Consider the following 18,236-nt stretch of genomic DNA (forward strand, 5'->3'; position numbering starts at 1 on the left):
CGGCAGCACGGACGCCGGAGCCGCCCCCTGGCTCCTCTTCGGGCACGCGTTGCTCTACCAGGCCGGTCTGCCGTTCGACCGGTTCGCGTGCCTGCGGTCTCCGGACACGGTCGCGGCCCTGGACGACGTCCACTTCGCCGCCGAGCAACTCGCCGTGCTGCGCGAGGGGCTGTTCGCCGCCGTGCGCGAGCAGGGCGACCCCGCGCTGCGCTCCGCCGCCCGCAAGGTCCGCAGGCTGCTGACGGCCGACCGGCCCGTTCCCGAGGAGCCGGCGGAGCTGCTCGGCGCGGCCAAGGCAGCCGCCGACTGGAACGCCGGGATCGCCCGGCGCGCCATGCTGCTGGCCGACGCCGCAGCCCGCCACCGAACCGAACTGAACTCCGGTCGGGCCGTGTTGCGGGACATAGCGGCGCTGGATCCGGTGTTCCGCGAGGCACTGATCACAACGAACCCCGCGTTCGCGCCGACCGCCCTGGACCGGTACGTCCGCACCTGGTCGCTCGACCGGCGCGACAGTCGAACCCGGCACACCGAGGCGAAGCTCGTGGCCTACCTCCAGCGCATGGCCGGGAAGACCCATGTGAGCAGTCTGCTGGGCCTGGTGAACATCGCCACGGTCGACCGGGCGGCCTCCGGCCTGCGGATGCGATCCGCGTCCGGCGGCGCCCCGACGGAACGCGCGGTGTTCGTCGGCTACTGGGCCGTCGCCGTCCTCGCCGCGCTGATCGGCGCGGATCCGACCGTCCGCCCCTACCTGGTGCCCGTCCGGAGCGCGTTGGCCGACGTACGGGCGAACGACGTGGCGATCGACCTGCTGGGCACGGCGTCCGTGCTGACCCCGTGGCAGCGGCGGTTCCTCGACGCCGTCGACGGCGAACGCCGGACGGTCGACATCGCCGCCTCGCTGGACCGGTCCGTGCCGGACGCGCAGGCGGTCGCGGAACGGCTGGCCCGGATCGGCGTGCTCCACCTGGCCCTGCGCGTCCCCGTGACGGTCTTCCACCCCCTCGCCGCGTTGCGCGAACAGGTGGACGCGCTGCCCGCCGACTGTTCCCGTCGGGGCCACTGGCTGCGCGTACTGGACGACCTGGACCGGCTGCGGGCGCGCTTCGCGGCCGCCGGCGGCTCCGGGCGGGCGGACGTCCTCGCCGAGGCCGAGGCCTTCTTCACCGGGACGACGCACGGCCCCGCGCGGCACAACGCCGGACGGGCCTACGGCGACCGCGTCCTGTTCTACGAGGAGTGCCGGGGGCCCGTCGAGGACCTCACCATCGGCGGGGACCTCGCCGAGCACGTCGAGCACCGTCTACGGGCGCCGCTGGACCTGTGCACCGCGTACGGGACGCTCCTGCGTCGGCAGTACCGGTCACTGGCGGTGCGCGCCTACCGGTCGCTGGCCTCCGACGGGCAGCGGATTCCCTTCACCCGGCTGGCCCGGGTCATGACGTCGATGCGCGGCGAAGGATCCGATGCGGTGTCCGACGGCGAGGTGCGCGCGTTCGAGCTCCGCTGGCAGCGGCTGGTCGCCGACCGGACCCGCGGGGGTGTCGCCGACCTCCGCCCCGAGGACCTCACCGCCCTCGCGGAGCTCGTGCCGGGACCCGTTCCGGCGGCGCACGCCGCCGTGGACCTCTTCGCCGCCGCGACGGGGCCCGAGGAGTTGGCCGCCGGCCGCGCGCTGTGGGTGATGGGCGAGGTCGGCGAGAACGTCATGCCGTGGGGTTCCCAGATCCACTTCCACCCCCGGGCCGACCGGGTGCTCGCCGACACGGCGGAACTGTTCGCCGGGAACGGGTACCCGGAACTGGCCGTCATCGTCCCGGACCGCCCCCACAAGGGCCTTATCAACCAGGGCTTCGCCGGGACGTTCGTCGAGGCACGGGCCCCGGTCGGGCGCGCCGGGCGCACCATCCCCCTCACGGACCTCCTCGTTCGCGGCTCGGGGGAACGGGTGTGGTTGGAGGCGGCCGACGGGACGCGGCTGCGCTTCTTCCACCACCACGACGACAAGGCGCACCTGTGGGCGTTCGCCGCACCCCGCGTGCTGCTGCCCGCACCGACCCCGCCGGGCACACCGGACCGGCCGCGGGTCTCGGTCGGGGACGTGGTCATGCTCCGCGCCGAGTGGGACGTGACGGCGGACGACTGGCTGTGCGGGGCGGAGGCCGGCGGCCGGGGCGGCGGGTTCGAGGACGCCGGGTTCGAGCAGTTCCGCCGGATCCGCGAGCGGCAACGCGCCCGCGGAATACCCGACTTCGTCTTCGCCCGGATACCCGGCGAGATCAAGCCGTACTGCGTCAACCTGGCCGCCGCGCTGTCGGTGGAGTTCCTCGCCTCGGCCCTGCGCCGGGCGGGCGGTGCGGTGCTGAGCGAAATGGTGCCGGGCCCGGAGCAACTGTGGCTGCGCGACGACGCCGACGGCGGTGGGGCGTACTGCACCGAGCTGCGGACCCTGTGGACGAGAGGTGGGGACCATGGCGACTGAGCGACTCCCGGACCCGGTCGGGGAAACCCTGCGGGACGCGGTACGGCGGGCCGCCGCGGGCCCCGTCGTCGTACGGTTGCGCGCGCCGATCGGCACCGGTGCGCTCCGCGCCGTCGAACGGCTCCGCGGCTGGGCCGATCGGCACGGCCATCCCCTCCTCGTCCCCCGCGTGGCCACGGGCGCCCCGACCGCGTTCGGGCCGGTCCGGGACCTCCTCCGGTCCCTGCTGAGCCGGGCCGAACGGGAGAACGGCGGCCCGCTGACCGCATGGGCCGGCGAACTCGCCTTCCTGCTGCCCGAACTGCGGGAGGGACGGCCGGAGTACGTCGCGGCGCCGCCGTTGACGAGGATCGCCCTCGGCGGTACGAAACGACGGCTCCACCGCGACTCCGAGCGGCTCTTCCGGCTGGTCAGCGCCGCGGCCGGGGTTCTCGGCCTCGGCTTCGCGGGTCTGCGGCGGGAGCGGACCGGGGCTCCCCTCGTACTGGTGGAGAACGCGGAACTCGTCGACCGGTACACCCTCGCGTGCCTGCTGCACCTCTGTCGGGTGTCGCGGGGCCCGGGGCCCGTCCTCGTCATGGTGACCGGTGTGGACGACGGCGCCCGGCCCCGGTGGGCGGTACCCGCGCTCACCGGTCCCCCGCTCGCGGAGTGGACGGACGCGGAGGCCGAACTGGGCAGGGTGCTGGACAGGTTCTTCGCCGGCGTCGGCGCGATCGAGGTCCGATCGGTCGAAGTCCGAACGGTCGAGGGCGAAGCCGCCGGGGTCGAAGCCCTCGAAGGCGTCGAGGGGATCGACATCGGAGCCGTCGTCGCCGGGGCGGGCGCCGACGAGTGGCGCGGATTGGTCCGCGCGGTGCTGCTGGGCGATCCCGAGCTCGCCGCGACGCTCGGCGGGCCGCTGCCCGCGCACCTGGCCGCGCTCAGCCTCGCGCCCGCCGTCCGCAGGGCCGTCCACGACCGACTCGGTGCCGAGGAGCACCGGCGCGCGTGCGCCGAACTCGTCGCGGGGCTCGGTACGTCCGCCCCCGGGACCCCTCCCGGGCGGGACGACGAGGGCCACGAGCTGCTCCGCGCCCGGCTGGAGGCCGGCGCGGGCGATACCGGAGCCGCGACCCGTCGCGCCCTCCGCCTCGTGCAGCGTTCGTACGGGCTCACGCTCAACTACGAGTTGATGCTGCTGTGCGCGAGGATCGCGCTGGCCCCGGGCGCTCCTCGGGGCGGACGCCTGCCCGCGCTGCTCTTCACCGGACTCACCCACGCCTACCTCGACAACCACGAGGTCGCCGGATCCGTCTTCGACGCCGCCCACGCGGAGGGCGAGACCCCCGAGGTGCTGGCACAGATCTGCTACTACCAGGGCCTCCTCGCCGCCAAGCGGCGCGACCGCATGCCCCTGGGCACGCAGTGGTTCAGCAGGGGGCTCGGCCACCTGGACGGCCTGTCCTCGGCTCCCGCCCTGTTGGAATCGGGGTGGTTGCGCAACGGAATGGCGATGGTCGCCTGGCGGGAGGGCCGGTACGGCCACGCCGAACACCTGGTCCGCAGCGCCATCACCGACGTGTCGCCCCTCGGCGACGCCCAGTCCGTCAACCTGCGGATCAACCTCGTCAACAACCTCAGCGTACTGCTGGAGGCCCGCGGAGAGTACGCGGCGGCGCTCGACACGTGGCGGAGCCTGGCCGGCTGGAGCAACTCGCTGACCGGCGGCTCGTTCACCAAGTCCTATCTCTACCGCGAGAGTTGGCTGCTGCTGCGCACGGGTGACGTCGAGGGCGCCCTCCGTCGCGCCACCGCCTCGCTCGCCGTGGCGCGCCGCTTCCGCGACACCTTCCACATGGACATCATCGCCCGCGCCTGTGCCTACCTGGCGTGCCGGTCGGGCGACCATCCCGCGGCGATCGGCTGGGAGCGCACCGTCCTGGAACTGATGCACGGACTGGGTCACACCCGGGGAGAGGCCCGTGCGTACGGTCAACTCGCGCACCTGCACTACCAGTCGGGTGACGCCGAGGCTGCCGTCGAAGCCCTCGACCGGGCGGCGGCCCTGTCGGCCGGGCCGGCCCGGGACCTGCTCACCACCGCCCGTCGCGGGATCGCGGAGGGGCGCGGGCCGGCGGAGCTCGGTCCGCACGACGAGTTGCTCGGCATCGCCCTCGACCGGCCGAAGGCCAAGCTCACCACTCCGTTCTCACTGGCGCACCTGGCCACCGACGACAGCTTCGCCACCGCCACCCACGAACGCGCCCTCACCGCCCTCGCCCCACCACCCGACCTTCCCCCGCCACTCGATCGCCTCCACGTCCCCGACGTCCCCGACATTCCCGACGTCACGACCCGACCGAACGGACGGACCTGAGATGGCCTACCGCGCGTCCCACATCGGGCTGACCGTGTCCGACCTGGCAGCGGCCGAGGCGTTCTACCGGCGGTGCTTCGGCATGGGCGTCCTGGTCCGGGAGATTCACGACGGCAGCTCCTGGCGTTCCCTCGATCCCGCAACCGGTTGGGAGGAGGCGGCGGCGCTCGGGCTGGACATCAAAATGGTGGTGCTCACCCGCGACGAACTGGCGCTGGCCCTGGACGTCGGAAGCGAGCTGGGCAGGCCCACCCACGTGGGCCTCTTCCTCTCCCCCGGTGAGTACGCGCGGGTGCTCGCCGAGGTCGGGCGCATGGGGCTGGAGCTCCGCGAGACCTCGCCGACCCGGTTCCTCTTCGCCGACCCGTTCGCCGTGCTGTGGGAGCTGCAGAGCGAACCGCGGCTGTTGACCGCGCGCGACATGGGGATGGGCTGGCTCGATGCCACCGGTGCGACGCACGTCGGCGACGGGGAGGTGTGACCGGTGCCCGGTGCCGACTTCCTGCCGCACCACCTGCTGCTGCGCGACACGCGTCGGATGGAGGCGTACCGGGTGGCGATCCACGCGACGGTGCGTCCCGGCGACACCGTGGTGGACCTCGGCACGGGCTCCGGCATCCTCGCCGTGTTCGCCGCGCAGGCCGGGGCGAAACGGGTCATCGCGGTGGAGGTGAACCCGGACGTGGCGTGGCTGGCCCGCCGGATCACCCGGGCCGGCGGGTTCGGGGACGTCATCGAGGTCGTCACCGGCCATTCGGCGTCGCTGGACATCGGCGAGCCCGTCGATGCGATCGTCTGCGACGCGTTGGGGTTCTTCGGTCTCTGCGCGGAACTGGACGAACTGCTCGCGGCCCGGGCCCGTTGGGCGCCGTCCGCGCGACTGGTGCCGCGGCGGTTGACGGTGTGGCTGTCCCCGGTCGAGGCACCCGACGCGATCCGTTGGCTGGACCTCACAGAGGACCACCCGTACGCCGCGCTGCTGGGCCCGACCCGCCGGGTGGCCTTCAACCTCCCCGTACTCATGGAACTCGCGCCCGGGCGTCGGCTGGCCGCGAGCGCCTGCGCCGGGGCCGTGGAGCTGAGCACCGCCACCGGTGGCCGCGTCCGCTCCGCGCCCGTGTTCCGCGTCGAGCGGGACGGGCTGCTGAGCGGCCTCTGCGGCTGGTACCACGCCGAACTCGGCGGGGGCGCGACCCTCGGCAGCGAACCCGGCACGCGCCGGCCGATGGCCCGGACCCGGTTCTTCCCGCTGGACCGGCCCGCGGAGGTCCGCGCGGGGGACCTGGTCCGTACAGAGGTGTCGTTCGGGCCGACCCTGTCCTGCTGGGCCGTCGACGTCGTCCGTGACGGGAACCTCGTCCAACGGTCCGAGCAGTCGTCGCTGATGGCCAATGCGGGATGGGACGCGACGGGGCTCGACGGATGCCCTCCGCCCCTCGGCGCCCTGGCGGTGTTCGCCGCCGGTGACGAGGCGGCCCTGGACGAGCTGGCCGCCGGGTCCGTCCCCCGTGGGTACGCCGCTCTCGTCCCGGACTGGAAGCCGCCCGCCGGACCCGACCTCGCCGCGTTCGTCCGGGTGGTGCGCGCCGAGCACCGGGGGCACCGTGCGGGCATCTTCACCGGGCCGTGACCGGCGGCCCCTCACCGCGGTACCCGCCCGACACCGAAACCGCCGCGCACACCGATGCCGAACCAGGGAGTTCCGTGGTGCTGACCGACGCCGGCCTCAGGGTCCTCGTCACCGGAGCGGGGAGGGGCATCGGCAGGCACACCGCCCTCGCCCTCGCCCGCCGGCGGTGCGACCTCGTCCTCGTGGCCAGGTCCGAGGGCAGGTTGCGGGAGGTCGCCGGGCAGGCCCGGGCGGCCGGCGCGGCGAGCGTGCACGTGGTGCCGGCCGATCTCGCCGACCCCGAGGCGACCGTGCGGGCCTGGCTGACGGGGTGGCGACTGCTCGACGGCCTCGACGTCCTGATCAACAACGCGGGGTTCAACACGCGCCGCGCCCCGATCGAGGCGTACTCGCTCGCCGAGTGGGACAGCCTCCTCGCGGTCAACCTCCGGGCCCCGTTCCTGCTGAGCCAGCAGGCGGTGCGCGACATGGCCGCCGGAGGGAACGGACACATCGTCAACGTACTGTCGACCGCCGCCCACACGGCGATCCCGTTCATGGCGCCCTACGTCGCCGCGAAGGCGGGCCTCCTCGCCATGACGCGCGTCCTGGCCCTGGAGGCCAACCGCCACGGGATCAGGGTCAGCACCGTGAGCCCCGGGGCCACCGATTCCGCGGGCACCGGCGAGGAACGGACCATGCGGCCCGAGTCGGTGGGCGCGGTCATCGCGGCGACGGTGTTCGCTCCCCCGGACGTGATGGCCGCCGAGATCGTCGTGCGTCCCACCGCTCTCGACGGATGACGCCGGCGCTCACCCGGCGGGGTCCGCCACCGGGTCGAGCAGTCGCCACGCGGTGAGGGCGAGCCGGGCCCGCGTCAGTCCGGTGTGTCCGGCGGGCCCGGTCAGTTCGATGCCCAGCGTCCTCGCGATCTGTTCGAGCCGCCGGGCGACACTGCTGTGGTGCAGGTGGAGGAGGTCCGCGGCCTGGCGGAGGGAGCCCGTGGCGCAGTACGCCTCCAGGGTTTCCACGTCCTCCGGTACGGCGGCGAGCCGGGCGATGGCGGCCACGTCCGCGTTGTCGAGCGCGGCTGCCCGCGGGATCTCGGCCAGCAGGGCGAGCGCGCCCAGGTCGCGGTGGTGGACGACGGGTTCGCGCGGGCCGGTGAAGCGCAGCGCGGTCCGCGCCTGGCGCCAGGACAGGTCGGGGCTCGCGGCTGCTCCGATGCCGGCGCGGACACCGGCCGGGAACCTGGTCGGGTCGACGCGGGTGGCCAGGAGCACGCCGACGTCGGCGAGCGCCGCCGCCTTGACCGGACGGCCCGGACACACCAGGGCTCCGATCCGGTCGAGCGGCTCCCGCGACCGTACGGCGACGACGCGGACCGGCAGGTCGGCGGCGAAACCCAGCAGCCGCAACGCCCGGGCCCTGGCGGCCTCGTCGCTGTCGGCGCCGATCGCCAGCTCGACGAGCGCGGGGTCGGCCATGGTCGTGCGGGCCGGGCCGTACCGCTCGACGGCAGCCGACGCGGCGATGGCGAACCGGTCCAGGAGCACCTCGTCGAGCGGGCCGGGTGCGCCGGCGCGTTCCAGCCAGACCGTGCCGATCTCTTCCTCGTCGAGGGTGATCGGCACCGTGGTGGAGGCGGGGGCGGGCGGGTCGGACGCCGGTCGGCCGTCGACCGCGATGCGGATCGACCGTCCGGTGCCGTGGATCCGGATCCCGGCGACGCATTCGGCGAAGACCGCCGAGGCCCGGGCGAGGGCCGCCAGGTCCACCCGGCGGCGCATCAGGGTGTCGTAGAACACGACGACGCGGATCGCGCCCTCGACGTGCGGGTCCAGGTTCGACAGCCGTACCGCGATTGCCTCCATGGCCCCGAGAATAGGTCGTCGGCGGCCGCGGGAGGGGCGCCGGTCGGCGCGTGATCGGGGCCCGGCGCCCGACAGTTGGCGGATGTGCGCGTTCACCCGCGCGCGAACGTCGCGGTCGGGCCGCCCGCACGCGCGCGGGCTCCGGTCGGGCCGTCCGTGGCGGCCCCCCGGAGTCCCGGCGGCGGGTTCTGTCAGCTGCTCAGCCGGCGGCGAGGAGGGTGAGCGTGTCGATCACCCGGTTCGAGAAGCCCCACTCGTTGTCGTACCAGGCGACGACCTTGATGTGGCGGCCGTCGACCCGGGTGAGGTCCGCGTCGAAGATCGACGAGGCCGGGTTGCCCGTGATGTCGGAGGACACCAGCGGGTCGTCGGAGTACTCCAGCACGCCGGCGAGGGGGCCGTTCGCCGCGGCGCGGTAGGCCTCCAGCACGTCCTCGCGGGTCACGTCGCGGGCGACGGTGGTGTTGAGCTCGACGATCGAGCCGACCGGAACCGGTACGCGGATCGAGTCGCCGGACAGCTTGCCGGCGAGGTTCGGCAGGACCAGGCCGATCGCCTTGGCGGCTCCCGTCGAGGTCGGCACGATGTTGACGGCGGCGGCGCGGGCGCGGCGGGGGTCGCGGTGCGGGCCGTCCTGCAGGTTCTGCTCCTGCGTGTAGGCGTGCACCGTCGTCATGAAGCCGTGCTCGATGCCGGCGAGGTCGTCCAGTACGGCGGCCAGGGGCGCGAGCGCGTTGGTCGTGCACGAGGCGTTCGAGACGATCGTGTGCAGGGCCGGGTCGTAGGCGTCGGAGTTGACCCCGTACGCGAGCGTGACGTCGGCGCCGTCGGACGGCGCGCTGACCAGCACCTTGCGGGCACCCGCCTTGATGTGGCCGCGGGCGGCCTCGGCAGAGGTGAAGCGGCCGGTCGCCTCCAGGACGAGGTCGACACCGAGCTCCGCCCACGGGAGCTGCTCCGGTTCCCGCTCCGCGAGCACCTTGATGCGGTGGCCGTCCACGACGAGGGTGTTCCCCTCGACGGTCACCGGACGGCCGAGCCGACCGGAGGTGGTGTCGTAGGCGAGCAGCCGGGCGAGGGTGGCGGGCTCCGTGAGGTCGTTGACGGCGACGACCTGGAGGTCGCTGTCGCGTTCCAGGAGCGCGCGCAGCACGTTGCGACCGATGCGGCCGAATCCGTTGATGGCGATGCGAGTCATGAGCGATGTCCCTTCGTTCGCCACCAGGTTCGCTCCCGCCGCGCACCCTCCGACAGAGGCGGGATCGCCATGGTTCAAAAGGATCCCGCCAAAAGGTCGGCCGGGCCGCGTCCTCGCATCCTGGCCGCGTCCTGATCCTGTCGGTGTCCTCGGATCCTGTCGGTCAGGTCCGAGGGGGACGGCCTACTCGCCGCGGGTGAACGTGCGCCGGTAGTCGGTCGGGGTGGTGCCGAGGATGCGCTGGAAGTGCAGGCGCAGGTTCGCCCCGGTGCCGAGGCCCACGTCGGCGGCGATCTGCTCGACGCCCCGCTCCGAACGTTCGAGCAGCTCGCGGGCCAGGTCGATCCGGGCCCGCATGATCCACTGCATGGGCGTGTACCCGGTGTCATCGGCGAAGCGGCGCGAGAACGTGCGGGGCGACACCCCGGCGTGTCGGGCGAGCGCGTCCAGGGTGAGGGGCTCGGCCAGCCGGTGCAGCGCCCACTCCCGGGTGGCGGCGAACCGCTCGCCGAGCGGCTCCGGCACGCTGCGCGGCACGTACTGGGCCTGGCCGCCGCTGCGGTAGGGGGCCGCGACCAGTCGCCGGGCGGCGTGGTTGGACGCGGCGACCCCGAGGTCACCGCGCAGGATGTGCAGGCACAGGTCGATGCCGGAGGCGGCGCCGGCCGAGGTGAGCACGCTGCCCTCGTCGACGAACAGGACGTTCTCGTCGAGGCGGACCAGCGGATGGCGCGCCGCGAGGGCGCGGGCGTAGTGCCAGTGGGTCGTGGCGCGCTTGCCGTCGAGGAGACCCGTCGCGGCGAGCGCGAAGGCCCCCGTCGAGATCGCGGCGAGCCGGGCGCCGCGCTCGTGCGCGGCGATCAGCGCGTCGATGACGGGTCGTGGCGGATCGTCACGGTCCGGGAAGCGGTAGCCGGGGACGAAGACGATGTCGGCCCACGCGAGCGCCTCCAGCCCGTGGGTCACGTGGTACGACAGCCCGTCGCCCCCGGCCACCAGGCCGGGCGCCGCACCGCACACCCGTACCTCGTACGGCATGCTCGCGCGGGTCGTGAACACCTGTGCGGGGATGCCGACGTCGAGCGGCTTGGCACCTTCGAGGACGAGCACGGCGACACGGTGGAGGCGGGAGGCAGACACGTCCCCGACCCTACGCGCCGCCCGGTTCCGGGTTCGGCGCCGTCCCGTTCCGGGTTCGGCGGTGTCCGGTGGCGCGGAACACCGGTGTGGGGGTGCGGTCCTGGCGTCCGTCCGGGGTCCTGTCGTCCGTCAGGGGACCGTCGTCCGTCCGGGCCGGCCTGTCGGTGGCCCGGCGTAGGCTTCGGGCAGGCACGGACGTGGTAGGGGGCGGAACGTATGGCTGCTGGGGCGGGACAGAGGTGGGGGTCGGACCTCGACTCGGTCGTGGTGTACGCGCGGGGCGCGCTCTGTCGGCGGCTGGCGCGCGGCGTCGTGCCGCCGGACGGCCGGGTGCGCGTGACGGGTCTGCCCCGTTCGCTGGATCCGGGTTCGCTGCGCGCCGCGGTGGTGGGACCGGCCGGGGTGCGCGTCACCGAGGCCCGGGTGGAGGTCGAGGCCGAGCCCCTCGGCGCCGACGCCCCCGACACGTTGCGGCGCGAGGTCGAGCGGTTGACCGGGGAACAGGCGGCGGCGCGGGCCCGCCGGGACCGCCAGTCGGGTCTGATCGAGGAGGTCCGGGCGCTGCGACCGGTGCCGCCGCCGCGCAGGCGCGACGATCCGCACCGGCGTACGCCGGTCGATGCCTGGTTGGACCTCGCCGACTTCGTCGACGAGCGGCTGACCCGGCTGCACGCCCGCCTCGTCGAGCTGGAGGAGGCCCTGGCGCAGGCCGGGCACGACCTCGACGTCGCCTCTGACCGGCTCTCCCGCGCCTCCACCGACGCGCCGCCGGCGCACGTGGGCACCACGGTCTGCGCGGTCCTGACCCTCGACGGCGCCGGAGCGTCGGGCACCGAGGTGGAACTGGAGTTGGAGTACGGCGTGCCGGGCGCCGTCTGGGTGCCGGCCTACCGCCTCACCCACCGTCAGGGCGACGGTACGGGCCGTCTGGTGTTGCGCGCCTCGGTCGCCCAGCGCACCGGCGAGGACTGGACCGGCGTACGGATCGCCCTGGCCACGGCCGACCTGCGCCGCCGCACCGACCTGCCGAAGCTCCGCTCGGTCCGGATCGGCCGCCGGCAGCCCGATCCGGCGCCGTCCGGCTGGCGGGAGCCCCCGGCCGGCCTCGCGGACCTGTTCGCCGGATATGCGGCCGCCGGCCCCCGCCCGGCACCGGTCCCCGCACGCGTACCGGTGCCCGCGACGACCGCGGCCGCCCCGGTACAGGCGCCACCGCCCCCGCAGCCGGCGCCCCAGGCCTACGGCGGCCCGCCGCCGCCGTCCGCGCTTCCCGCGCCGGGCGGCGCCCCGGAGTTCGGCGGCGGCGGGGCCCAGGCCTTCGCGCAGCCGCCCCGGGCACGATCGGCCGCCAGGCCGGCCGGGCCCGCCGCGGCCGGGGCCATGGCTCCGGCGGCTCCCGGTTCGGCGGCGCCGCCACCGGCCCCGCCCGTCGGACCGCCCCGGCCGAGCGGCGCCGAACTCGACTACTCGATGCTCGTCCTGCGCGGTCCCGAGGAGCCGACGGGCCGCCGTGGCCGGTTGTTCCCGAACCCGTCCGTCGACCGGGTGGCGGCCGAACACCGGCGCCGCGCGGAGACGGTGGCCGCGCTGCCGCTGCCCGGGCACGCGGTGCGTCCCCGCGAGTCGGCGGGGTCCTTCGACCACCGCTTCGACGCCGCCGCCCGGGCGGACGTACCGTCGGACGGCAGCTGGCACACCGTCACCGTCACCGAGATCCCGGTGGGGCTGCGTACGGAATACCTCTGTGTGCCGTCCGTCGAGCAGACCGTGTACGCGACCCTCGTCCTCTCCAACGCCACCGGTCAGGCTCTGCTGGCCGGCCCGGTGGAGGTCACCGTGGACGGCGAGTTCCTGTTGACCGCCGCACTGCCGACGCTCGCCCCCGGCGGTGTCCGCCGGGTGGGGCTCGGTGCGGCCGAGGGCATCCGCGTCACCCGCCGTACGAACCTGCACGAGTCGACGGCCGGACTGCGCAACAACACCACCGTGCTGGACCACCGGGTCCACGTGGAGGTGGCGAACCGGCTCGCCGGAGCCGTCACCGTCGAGGTCCGCGAGCGGGTGCCCGTCACCTCCGAGACGGACGTCCGCATCGAGGAACGGGCCGACTGGACCACACCCGAGGAAGGCGCTCCGGAACATCACGCGCCGGGTACCCGGGTCTGGCGGGTGGAGCTGCCCGCCGGCGCCACCACCGCCCTCGAAGGCGGCTACGAGATCCGCATCCCGGCCGGCAAGGCCCTCGTCGACGGCAACCGCAGGAGCTGAAGCACACCATGTCCACGGCCCCGAAGCCGATCGCCCTGCCCGTCACCGCCGTCACCTGTCTGGAGGACCGCGCCCACGTCGAGCGCACGGCCGTCATCGACCTGGAGGCGGGGGTCCAGCGCCTGCGCCTGGGACCGGTCACCGCGCTGGCCGTCGACCGCACCCTCCATGCCGAGCTGATCGCCGAGCACACGGCCACCGTGCTCGACGTCCGCGTCGTCCGCGCCTGGACACCGCGCGGCCCGCAGCCGCCCACGGTGGACGACTCGGCCGTGCGCCACCGCGAGCACGCCATCGAGGAGGAGCGGACCGCCCTCGGGCAGCGACAGGACCGGCTGCGGGCGCGGCTCGACGCGCTCGGCCGCCTCGCCTCGGACCTGTTGCGGGACATCGGCGAGGGAGCCGGTGCCGGGGAAACCGAGAGGGACCGCTGGAACCGGGAACTGGACCGCGTCGACGAGGAACGCGACCTGTGCGGTGAGCAACTCCGGTCCGTGGAGGCACAGCTGGCCGCGCTCGCCGTCGAATTCCGGTATGTCCAGGGCGCCTTGAACCTCTCCGAACAGGAACCCGCCGAACTGGTCGGTCACATCGAGCTGACCGTGGACGCCGCGGTCGCCGGGCCGGTCCGGCTGCGGCTCGGGCACCTCACGCCGTGCGCGATGTGGCGGCCCGCCTACCGGGCGGTGCTCGACGGGGAGTCCCTGACGTTGGAGACCGAGGCGGTGGTCTGGCAGCGCACCGGGGAGGACTGGTCCGACGTACGGCTGACGCTGTCGACGGCCCGGTCGGCGCTCGCCACCGATCCCCCGCGGCTCACCGAGGACCGGCTGACGCTCAAGGACCGCTCGGCAGCGGAACGCCGCACCGTCGACGTGGAACTGCGCGAGGAGGAGATCGGCGACCTCGGCGCGGCCCCCGTGGTCGGCCTGCCGGGCGTGGACGACGGCGGCGAGGCCCGGGTGCTGAGCTCCCCCGCACCGGTGTCGGTGCGCTCGGACGGCCGTGCGCACCGGGTGCCGATCTCCTCCTTCACGGCGGCCGCGAGCAGCGAGTACGCCTGTTCGCCCGAGCTGTCCCCGCTGGTGACGCAGGTGGTGCGGTGCGACAACCGGTCGGGCCACGCGCTGCTCGCGGGGCCCGTGCAGCTGGTGCGCGGCAGCGGGTTCAGCGGCCGCGGCACACTGGACTTCACCGCTGCCGGCGCCGCGTTCGAGCTCGCCTTCGGCAGCCGTGACGACCACCGGGTGGTCCGGTACGCCGAGGAGTCCCGCGATTCGGTGGGGATCACCCAGCGGACCCTGGTCACCCGCACGGTGCGGCTGCACCTCTCCCGGTTCTCGGCGCCCGGGGAACAGGACGACCGGGTCGTCGCCGTCCGGGAACGGATCCCGGTCTCGGAGGTCTCGGCGGTCGAGGTGCGCCTGCGCCGGGAAGCCTGCTCCCCGGCCCCGGACGTGGTCGATGCCGACGGCATCGCCCGCTGGGACGTGACGCTCCCGCCCGGCGGCCGCCGTACGGTCACGCTGGTCTACGAGCTGTCGGCGAGCTCCAAGGTCGTCGGGCTCTGAGGCCGTCGGGCTTGGAGGCCGTCGGGCTTGGAGGTTCTCGGGCTTCGAGGCCGTTGGGCCCAGGGCTCGTCGGGCGCTGAGGTCGTCCGGCTCCGACCTCGTCGGGCCCTGGAGGTGTCGGGCCCTGAGGCCGCCGGCCTGGTGGGTCGGCGGGCGGTGGTTGACCCTGCCGTCCGCCGCGGGCCGTACCGGTCAGGCCGGGTCGACGGTGATGACGCGGCCCGGGTCCGTCGTGTCCTGGACCGCGTAGCGGGCGGAGATGGTGGCGCCGGTGATCGACGTGGCGCAGAAGAACGAGCCCTCCAGCTTCACCGGGATCGGCGCCCGGTCCAGGGCCACCGCGGGGCCGGTTCCACCCTCCCAGCGTCCCTGGGCGCTCGCGGGGCCGGCCGGTGCCGCGGTCGCCTTGCAGGCGAGGAGGCCGCTCGTCCTCAGGACGAAGCCACGGGCGGGGATGGACAGTCGGGCCGTGCTCGGATCGCCGTGTTGGAGCAGAACCTGCCAGGGGCCGCTGTCCTCGTTGGTCTCGACGGCCACGCGCAGACCCGGGGCATCGGTGGTGCAGTCCTTGAAGACCGGGGGCTTGATGCGGAGGGCGACGGGCCCCCCGGGGTTGGTGTGCTGCGGTGCGGCGGGGATCGCGTTGTCGCGGGTCTCGGAGGCGGCGCAGGTCACGACGATCGGTCCGGCCTCGAACACCACCGGCCCCGAGGCGACGGCCGCGAACCGGTGCCCGGCCGGCGAGACGGACGTACCGCCCCGTACGGCGGGAGTAGCCGCGCGGGCGGCCACCGCCGTCAGTTCTGCCTGCGCGGCCTGGGATACCTGGGATGCCTGTGCGGTGGTCGGGAGGAGGACGGCCGAGCCGGCGAGGGCCAGAACCGCGGCACCCGAGCGGAGCGAAGGGGTGGTTAACCGCGCGTACTTCGTAATGATCATGGATCGAGCCTAGGAAACCGCCCCTCGCGCCCGTAGGGCCGAACGCCCCCTCGACGGAGTCCGTAGGTCCCGGCCGATCGGCTCAGCGCTGCCCCGGGGGCTGCTTCGCCAGGTAGCGGTCGAGCGTGCGCGCGGAATCGAAGACGCCATGGTCGTCGTCGTGGACGAGCCTGCCGTTGACCGCCATCGACGGGGTACCGGAGACCCCGGCGCTCTCCAGGGCCTCTTCGGACAGGTCCACGAACTCCTGGTACTTCATGGACGTGACCGCCTCCTCGAACTCCGCGCCGCGCAGTCCCTCGATCCCGATCGCCGCGACCAGCAGGAAATCGGGTGTGAAACCGCCGAGTTTCCTCGCCGCCGTCTGCTTCCGGTAGAGCGCCTCGTGGAACTCCAGGAACGCGTCGTGGTCCAGGGCGGCGCGCAGGGCGTTGACCGCCTGCACCGATCCGGGACCGAGGAAGGACCCGAGGCAGAACTGGAGCTGGATCTCCCCCTTCTGCGCCTTGTCGCGCAGGTGCCGCCCGGTTCCCCGGAGCTCGAACTCCGCGCAGCCCGGGCAGCTCGGATCCTCGTAGAGCCGGACGGACACGGGTGCGTTCGCATCACCGATGACGATGGTGGTGCGGTCCTCGTGCAGGCTCTCGGCCGCCTTCGGCAGCGGCTGGACTGCCTCGCTCCCCGATTGACGCCGTGACGGCAAGCCACAGGCGGCGAGCATCGGCGCGGTGCCGAGTCCCGTGGCAAGCGCCAGGAACCCCCGTCTGGATCTGCCCGCTCCGACTGCTCCGACGTGCATGTTCGTTCTCTCCCCCGAATGGATCACGCGGGTCAGGTTACGGGAGGGCGTGCGGGAGCGGCCGTGAATTTCCGCGGGGGTGGAAGCGGCCCGGCGCAGGTCGGCGGGGATTGCGGGGCCGGTGCGACACGTGGTCGGTGTGTGGGCGGCGGCCGTCTGTCGGCGGCCCGAGCCCGGCGTGGCAGGCACGAGGCCGTTCACTCCTCGTCCGCGTGGCGCGACACCGCGTCCTCGGGAACCAGCGGGAACCTGACCCCCGGAAACCGCGCCGACCGGACACCGTACGGGTCGAACGCCATGACGGCGTCGACGAACGGCCGGGGTGGCAGGTACCCGTGATCGGCGACGTAGTGGCCGACGAGGTACGGGGCCGCGAACACGGTGGGGGTACCGGGACCGTCCGCGGGGCCGGGACCGTCCGACGTATTCGGTACACGGATCTCGCCGGTCGCCTCACTCGCACACCGGTGTCCCGACCGGGGTTCGTACCAGGGGTGCGAGAACGGCAGGGGCTCGGTGCACAGGTCGCAGTCGTGCAGGCCCAGCATGGCGTTGACCTGCTGGGATTCGAGGATCGTGAGCAGCCTGTCGACGAACCCCGTGGGCGCGGGTCCGCTCGGCCAAGGATGTTCCGCGGACAACCACCCGATGTTGAGGCGCTCGTACGCGGGCCGGAAGCACACGTCGCGGAGGGGGTCGTCCGCATCGCTGAAGGTGTCCTCGTCGCCCGCGTAGGTGTAGGGGCTCATATCCTCGTAGAACATGCCGCCATCATCGTCCTGCCGTGGGAAGCTTCGGACCATGGCGCCTTCGACAGTCCGGGGACTTACCCTGCCCGCCCCCTTGATGTCCCTCATCGACCTCGGCCTCTGGCGACACCCGGGGGACGCGGTGCTGGGAAGGGTCATCCCGTGGTTCGAGGACCCGCTCCGCTTCGTGCAGGACCCGGAGCAGATGACGTTCGCGTCCCGATCCATGGACATGGTCGCCGACGATCCGGGCGCCGGCTACTTCCGCCAGGCGCGCGGAAGCAACGGCGCCACCCCGCTCGAACTGCCGTGGCTCGACGTCGAACAGGCGGTGTTGATCGCCATCACCCGCAACCCCGGTGATGACGGCGCCCTGGCGCTCGACTACCGCACCGATCCCTCGGATCCCCGCGTCGTCGGCAGTGACTACTGGACGGACCCCGATGCGTGCCGGTGGCGGGTCGTGGCGCCCACGTTCTCGGCCTTCGTCGCGAGCTGCGCCGCCGCGATGGAGTCCGAACGAGCATGACCGCCGTTCCGTCGAAGCCGCGTCACACCCCCTCCTTCGCCCGCCGCACGTGGTCCCACTCGTGGGAGAGGATCGACATCATCTTCTCGTCGAGCCATGCCCCGTCGCGCAGTTGCACCTGCCGCCGTGTGCCTTCCTCGACGAAACCGACCTTCTCGTAGACCCGCCGCGCCCTGTGGTTGTGGGAGTACACCTCCAACTGGATGCGGTGCAGGCCGATCCGCTCGAAGCCGTACGCCACGATGAGGCGCGTGGCTTCGGTGCCCAGCCCCCTGCCCCGCCCCTGCGGGCCGATGAGGGTCCGGAAGGAGCAGCTACGGGCGTACGGGTTCCAGTCGTGGAGAACGACCTCGCCGACCAGCAGCCCCGTTGTCCGGTCCGTCACCGCGAGGTCGAGCCGGTCGGTTTGGTCGCTTCGTGATCCGTACCAGGCGCGCAGTCCCTCCAGCGTGAACTCGTCCGAGGGCTCGAAGGTGTACCGGACGACCTCGGGATCTTCGATGATCCCGGCCATGGTGATCGCGTCGGCCTCCGTGAAGGGCCGCAACAGGGCCCGCTCACCGGTGAGGACCGGCTTGTGCGCGAAGTCCGCCAAGTCCGCCAAGTCCGCGAAGGTGTTGTTGCTCATGCGGGGATCTTCGGGGACCACCGACATCGACGCAACAGCGTTCGCGCGCGGCGCACGCCCCGCAAACCCCACACGCACCTCGCGCGGA

At 73.7% G+C, this 18,236-nt stretch carries 15 protein-coding genes; 8 read left to right on the top strand and 7 right to left on the bottom strand.

Annotated elements, in window-relative coordinates; translation table 11 throughout:
- Window positions 1–49: 49 nt before the first annotated feature.
- The 5 genes from ACFVS6_RS03885 (at window position 50) to ACFVS6_RS03905 (ending at window position 7,256) form a co-directional block, all read left to right on the top strand.
- On the top strand, window positions 50–2,485 hold the full coding sequence (locus ACFVS6_RS03885; RefSeq protein WP_389700349.1) for a hypothetical protein: 2,436 nt from the start codon (window positions 50–52) through the stop codon (window positions 2,483–2,485).
- Window positions 2,475–4,844 (top strand): hypothetical protein, encoded by a 2,370-nt coding sequence (locus ACFVS6_RS03890; protein ID WP_389700350.1) that lies wholly within the window; start codon window positions 2,475–2,477, stop codon window positions 4,842–4,844. The genes ACFVS6_RS03885 and ACFVS6_RS03890 overlap by 11 nt, the downstream gene beginning before the upstream one ends.
- Before the next feature lies 1 nt (window position 4,845).
- On the top strand, window positions 4,846–5,325 hold the full coding sequence (locus ACFVS6_RS03895; RefSeq protein WP_389700351.1) for a VOC family protein: 480 nt from the start codon (window positions 4,846–4,848) through the stop codon (window positions 5,323–5,325).
- A gap of 3 nt (window positions 5,326–5,328) precedes the next feature.
- Window positions 5,329–6,474 carry a 50S ribosomal protein L11 methyltransferase gene (locus tag ACFVS6_RS03900; protein ID WP_389700352.1) on the top strand — a complete coding sequence of 382 codons (1,146 nt, stop codon included), beginning with the start codon at window positions 5,329–5,331 and terminating at the stop codon, window positions 6,472–6,474.
- Between the two features lie 77 nt (window positions 6,475–6,551).
- Window positions 6,552–7,256, top strand: a complete 705-nt coding sequence (locus tag ACFVS6_RS03905; RefSeq protein ID WP_389700353.1) for an SDR family oxidoreductase — start codon at window positions 6,552–6,554, stop codon at window positions 7,254–7,256.
- Between the two features lie 9 nt (window positions 7,257–7,265).
- Here the strand turns inward: ACFVS6_RS03905 and ACFVS6_RS03910 are convergent, their stop codons facing one another.
- From ACFVS6_RS03910 to ACFVS6_RS03920, 3 genes are all read right to left on the bottom strand, one after another.
- The gene (locus tag ACFVS6_RS03910) at window positions 7,266–8,327 is read right to left on the bottom strand and encodes a helix-turn-helix domain-containing protein (protein WP_389700354.1); all 1,062 of its coding nucleotides are present in this window, start codon (window positions 8,325–8,327) and stop codon (window positions 7,266–7,268) included.
- Between the two features lie 199 nt (window positions 8,328–8,526).
- Window positions 8,527–9,525, bottom strand: a complete 999-nt coding sequence (gene gap, locus ACFVS6_RS03915; protein WP_389700355.1) for a type I glyceraldehyde-3-phosphate dehydrogenase — start codon at window positions 9,523–9,525, stop codon at window positions 8,527–8,529.
- A 183-nt stretch (window positions 9,526–9,708) separates the two neighbouring features.
- Window positions 9,709–10,665 carry a GlxA family transcriptional regulator gene (locus tag ACFVS6_RS03920; RefSeq protein WP_389700356.1) on the bottom strand — a complete coding sequence of 319 codons (957 nt, stop codon included), beginning with the start codon at window positions 10,663–10,665 and terminating at the stop codon, window positions 9,709–9,711.
- 216 nt (window positions 10,666–10,881) lie between these two features.
- On the opposite strand from ACFVS6_RS03920, the gene ACFVS6_RS03925 reads away from it, so the two are divergent.
- Both ACFVS6_RS03925 and ACFVS6_RS03930 read left to right on the top strand, forming a co-directional pair.
- The gene (locus tag ACFVS6_RS03925; protein ID WP_389700357.1) at window positions 10,882–12,933 is read left to right on the top strand and encodes a DUF4139 domain-containing protein; all 2,052 of its coding nucleotides are present in this window, start codon (window positions 10,882–10,884) and stop codon (window positions 12,931–12,933) included.
- 8 nt (window positions 12,934–12,941) lie between these two features.
- The gene (locus tag ACFVS6_RS03930) at window positions 12,942–14,504 is read left to right on the top strand and encodes a mucoidy inhibitor MuiA family protein (protein ID WP_389700358.1); all 1,563 of its coding nucleotides are present in this window, start codon (window positions 12,942–12,944) and stop codon (window positions 14,502–14,504) included.
- Between the two features lie 192 nt (window positions 14,505–14,696).
- Here ACFVS6_RS03930 and ACFVS6_RS03935 read toward each other — a convergent pair whose 3' ends face one another.
- From ACFVS6_RS03935 to ACFVS6_RS03945, 3 genes are all read right to left on the bottom strand, one after another.
- A complete protein-coding gene (locus ACFVS6_RS03935; RefSeq protein ID WP_389700359.1) occupies window positions 14,697–15,443 on the bottom strand; it encodes a hypothetical protein in 747 nt (248 codons plus the stop codon).
- Between the two features lie 82 nt (window positions 15,444–15,525).
- Window positions 15,526–16,242, bottom strand: coding sequence for a DsbA family protein (locus ACFVS6_RS03940; RefSeq protein WP_389700360.1), 717 nt, complete (start codon window positions 16,240–16,242; stop codon window positions 15,526–15,528).
- 197 nt (window positions 16,243–16,439) lie between these two features.
- Window positions 16,440–17,006, bottom strand: coding sequence for a hypothetical protein (locus ACFVS6_RS03945; RefSeq protein ID WP_389700361.1), 567 nt, complete (start codon window positions 17,004–17,006; stop codon window positions 16,440–16,442).
- 82 nt (window positions 17,007–17,088) lie between these two features.
- On the opposite strand from ACFVS6_RS03945, the gene ACFVS6_RS03950 reads away from it, so the two are divergent.
- Entirely contained in the window at window positions 17,089–17,520 is a 432-nt protein-coding gene (locus ACFVS6_RS03950) for a hypothetical protein (RefSeq protein ID WP_389700362.1), read from the top strand.
- Between the two features lie 22 nt (window positions 17,521–17,542).
- Here the strand turns inward: ACFVS6_RS03950 and ACFVS6_RS03955 are convergent, their stop codons facing one another.
- On the bottom strand, window positions 17,543–18,148 hold the full coding sequence (locus tag ACFVS6_RS03955) for a GNAT family N-acetyltransferase (RefSeq protein WP_389700363.1): 606 nt from the start codon (window positions 18,146–18,148) through the stop codon (window positions 17,543–17,545).
- Window positions 18,149–18,236: the final 88 nt, after the last annotated feature.

This window comes from Streptomyces sp. NPDC057939, assembly GCF_042887545.1.
Classification (GTDB): domain Bacteria; phylum Actinomycetota; class Actinomycetes; order Streptomycetales; family Streptomycetaceae; genus Streptomyces.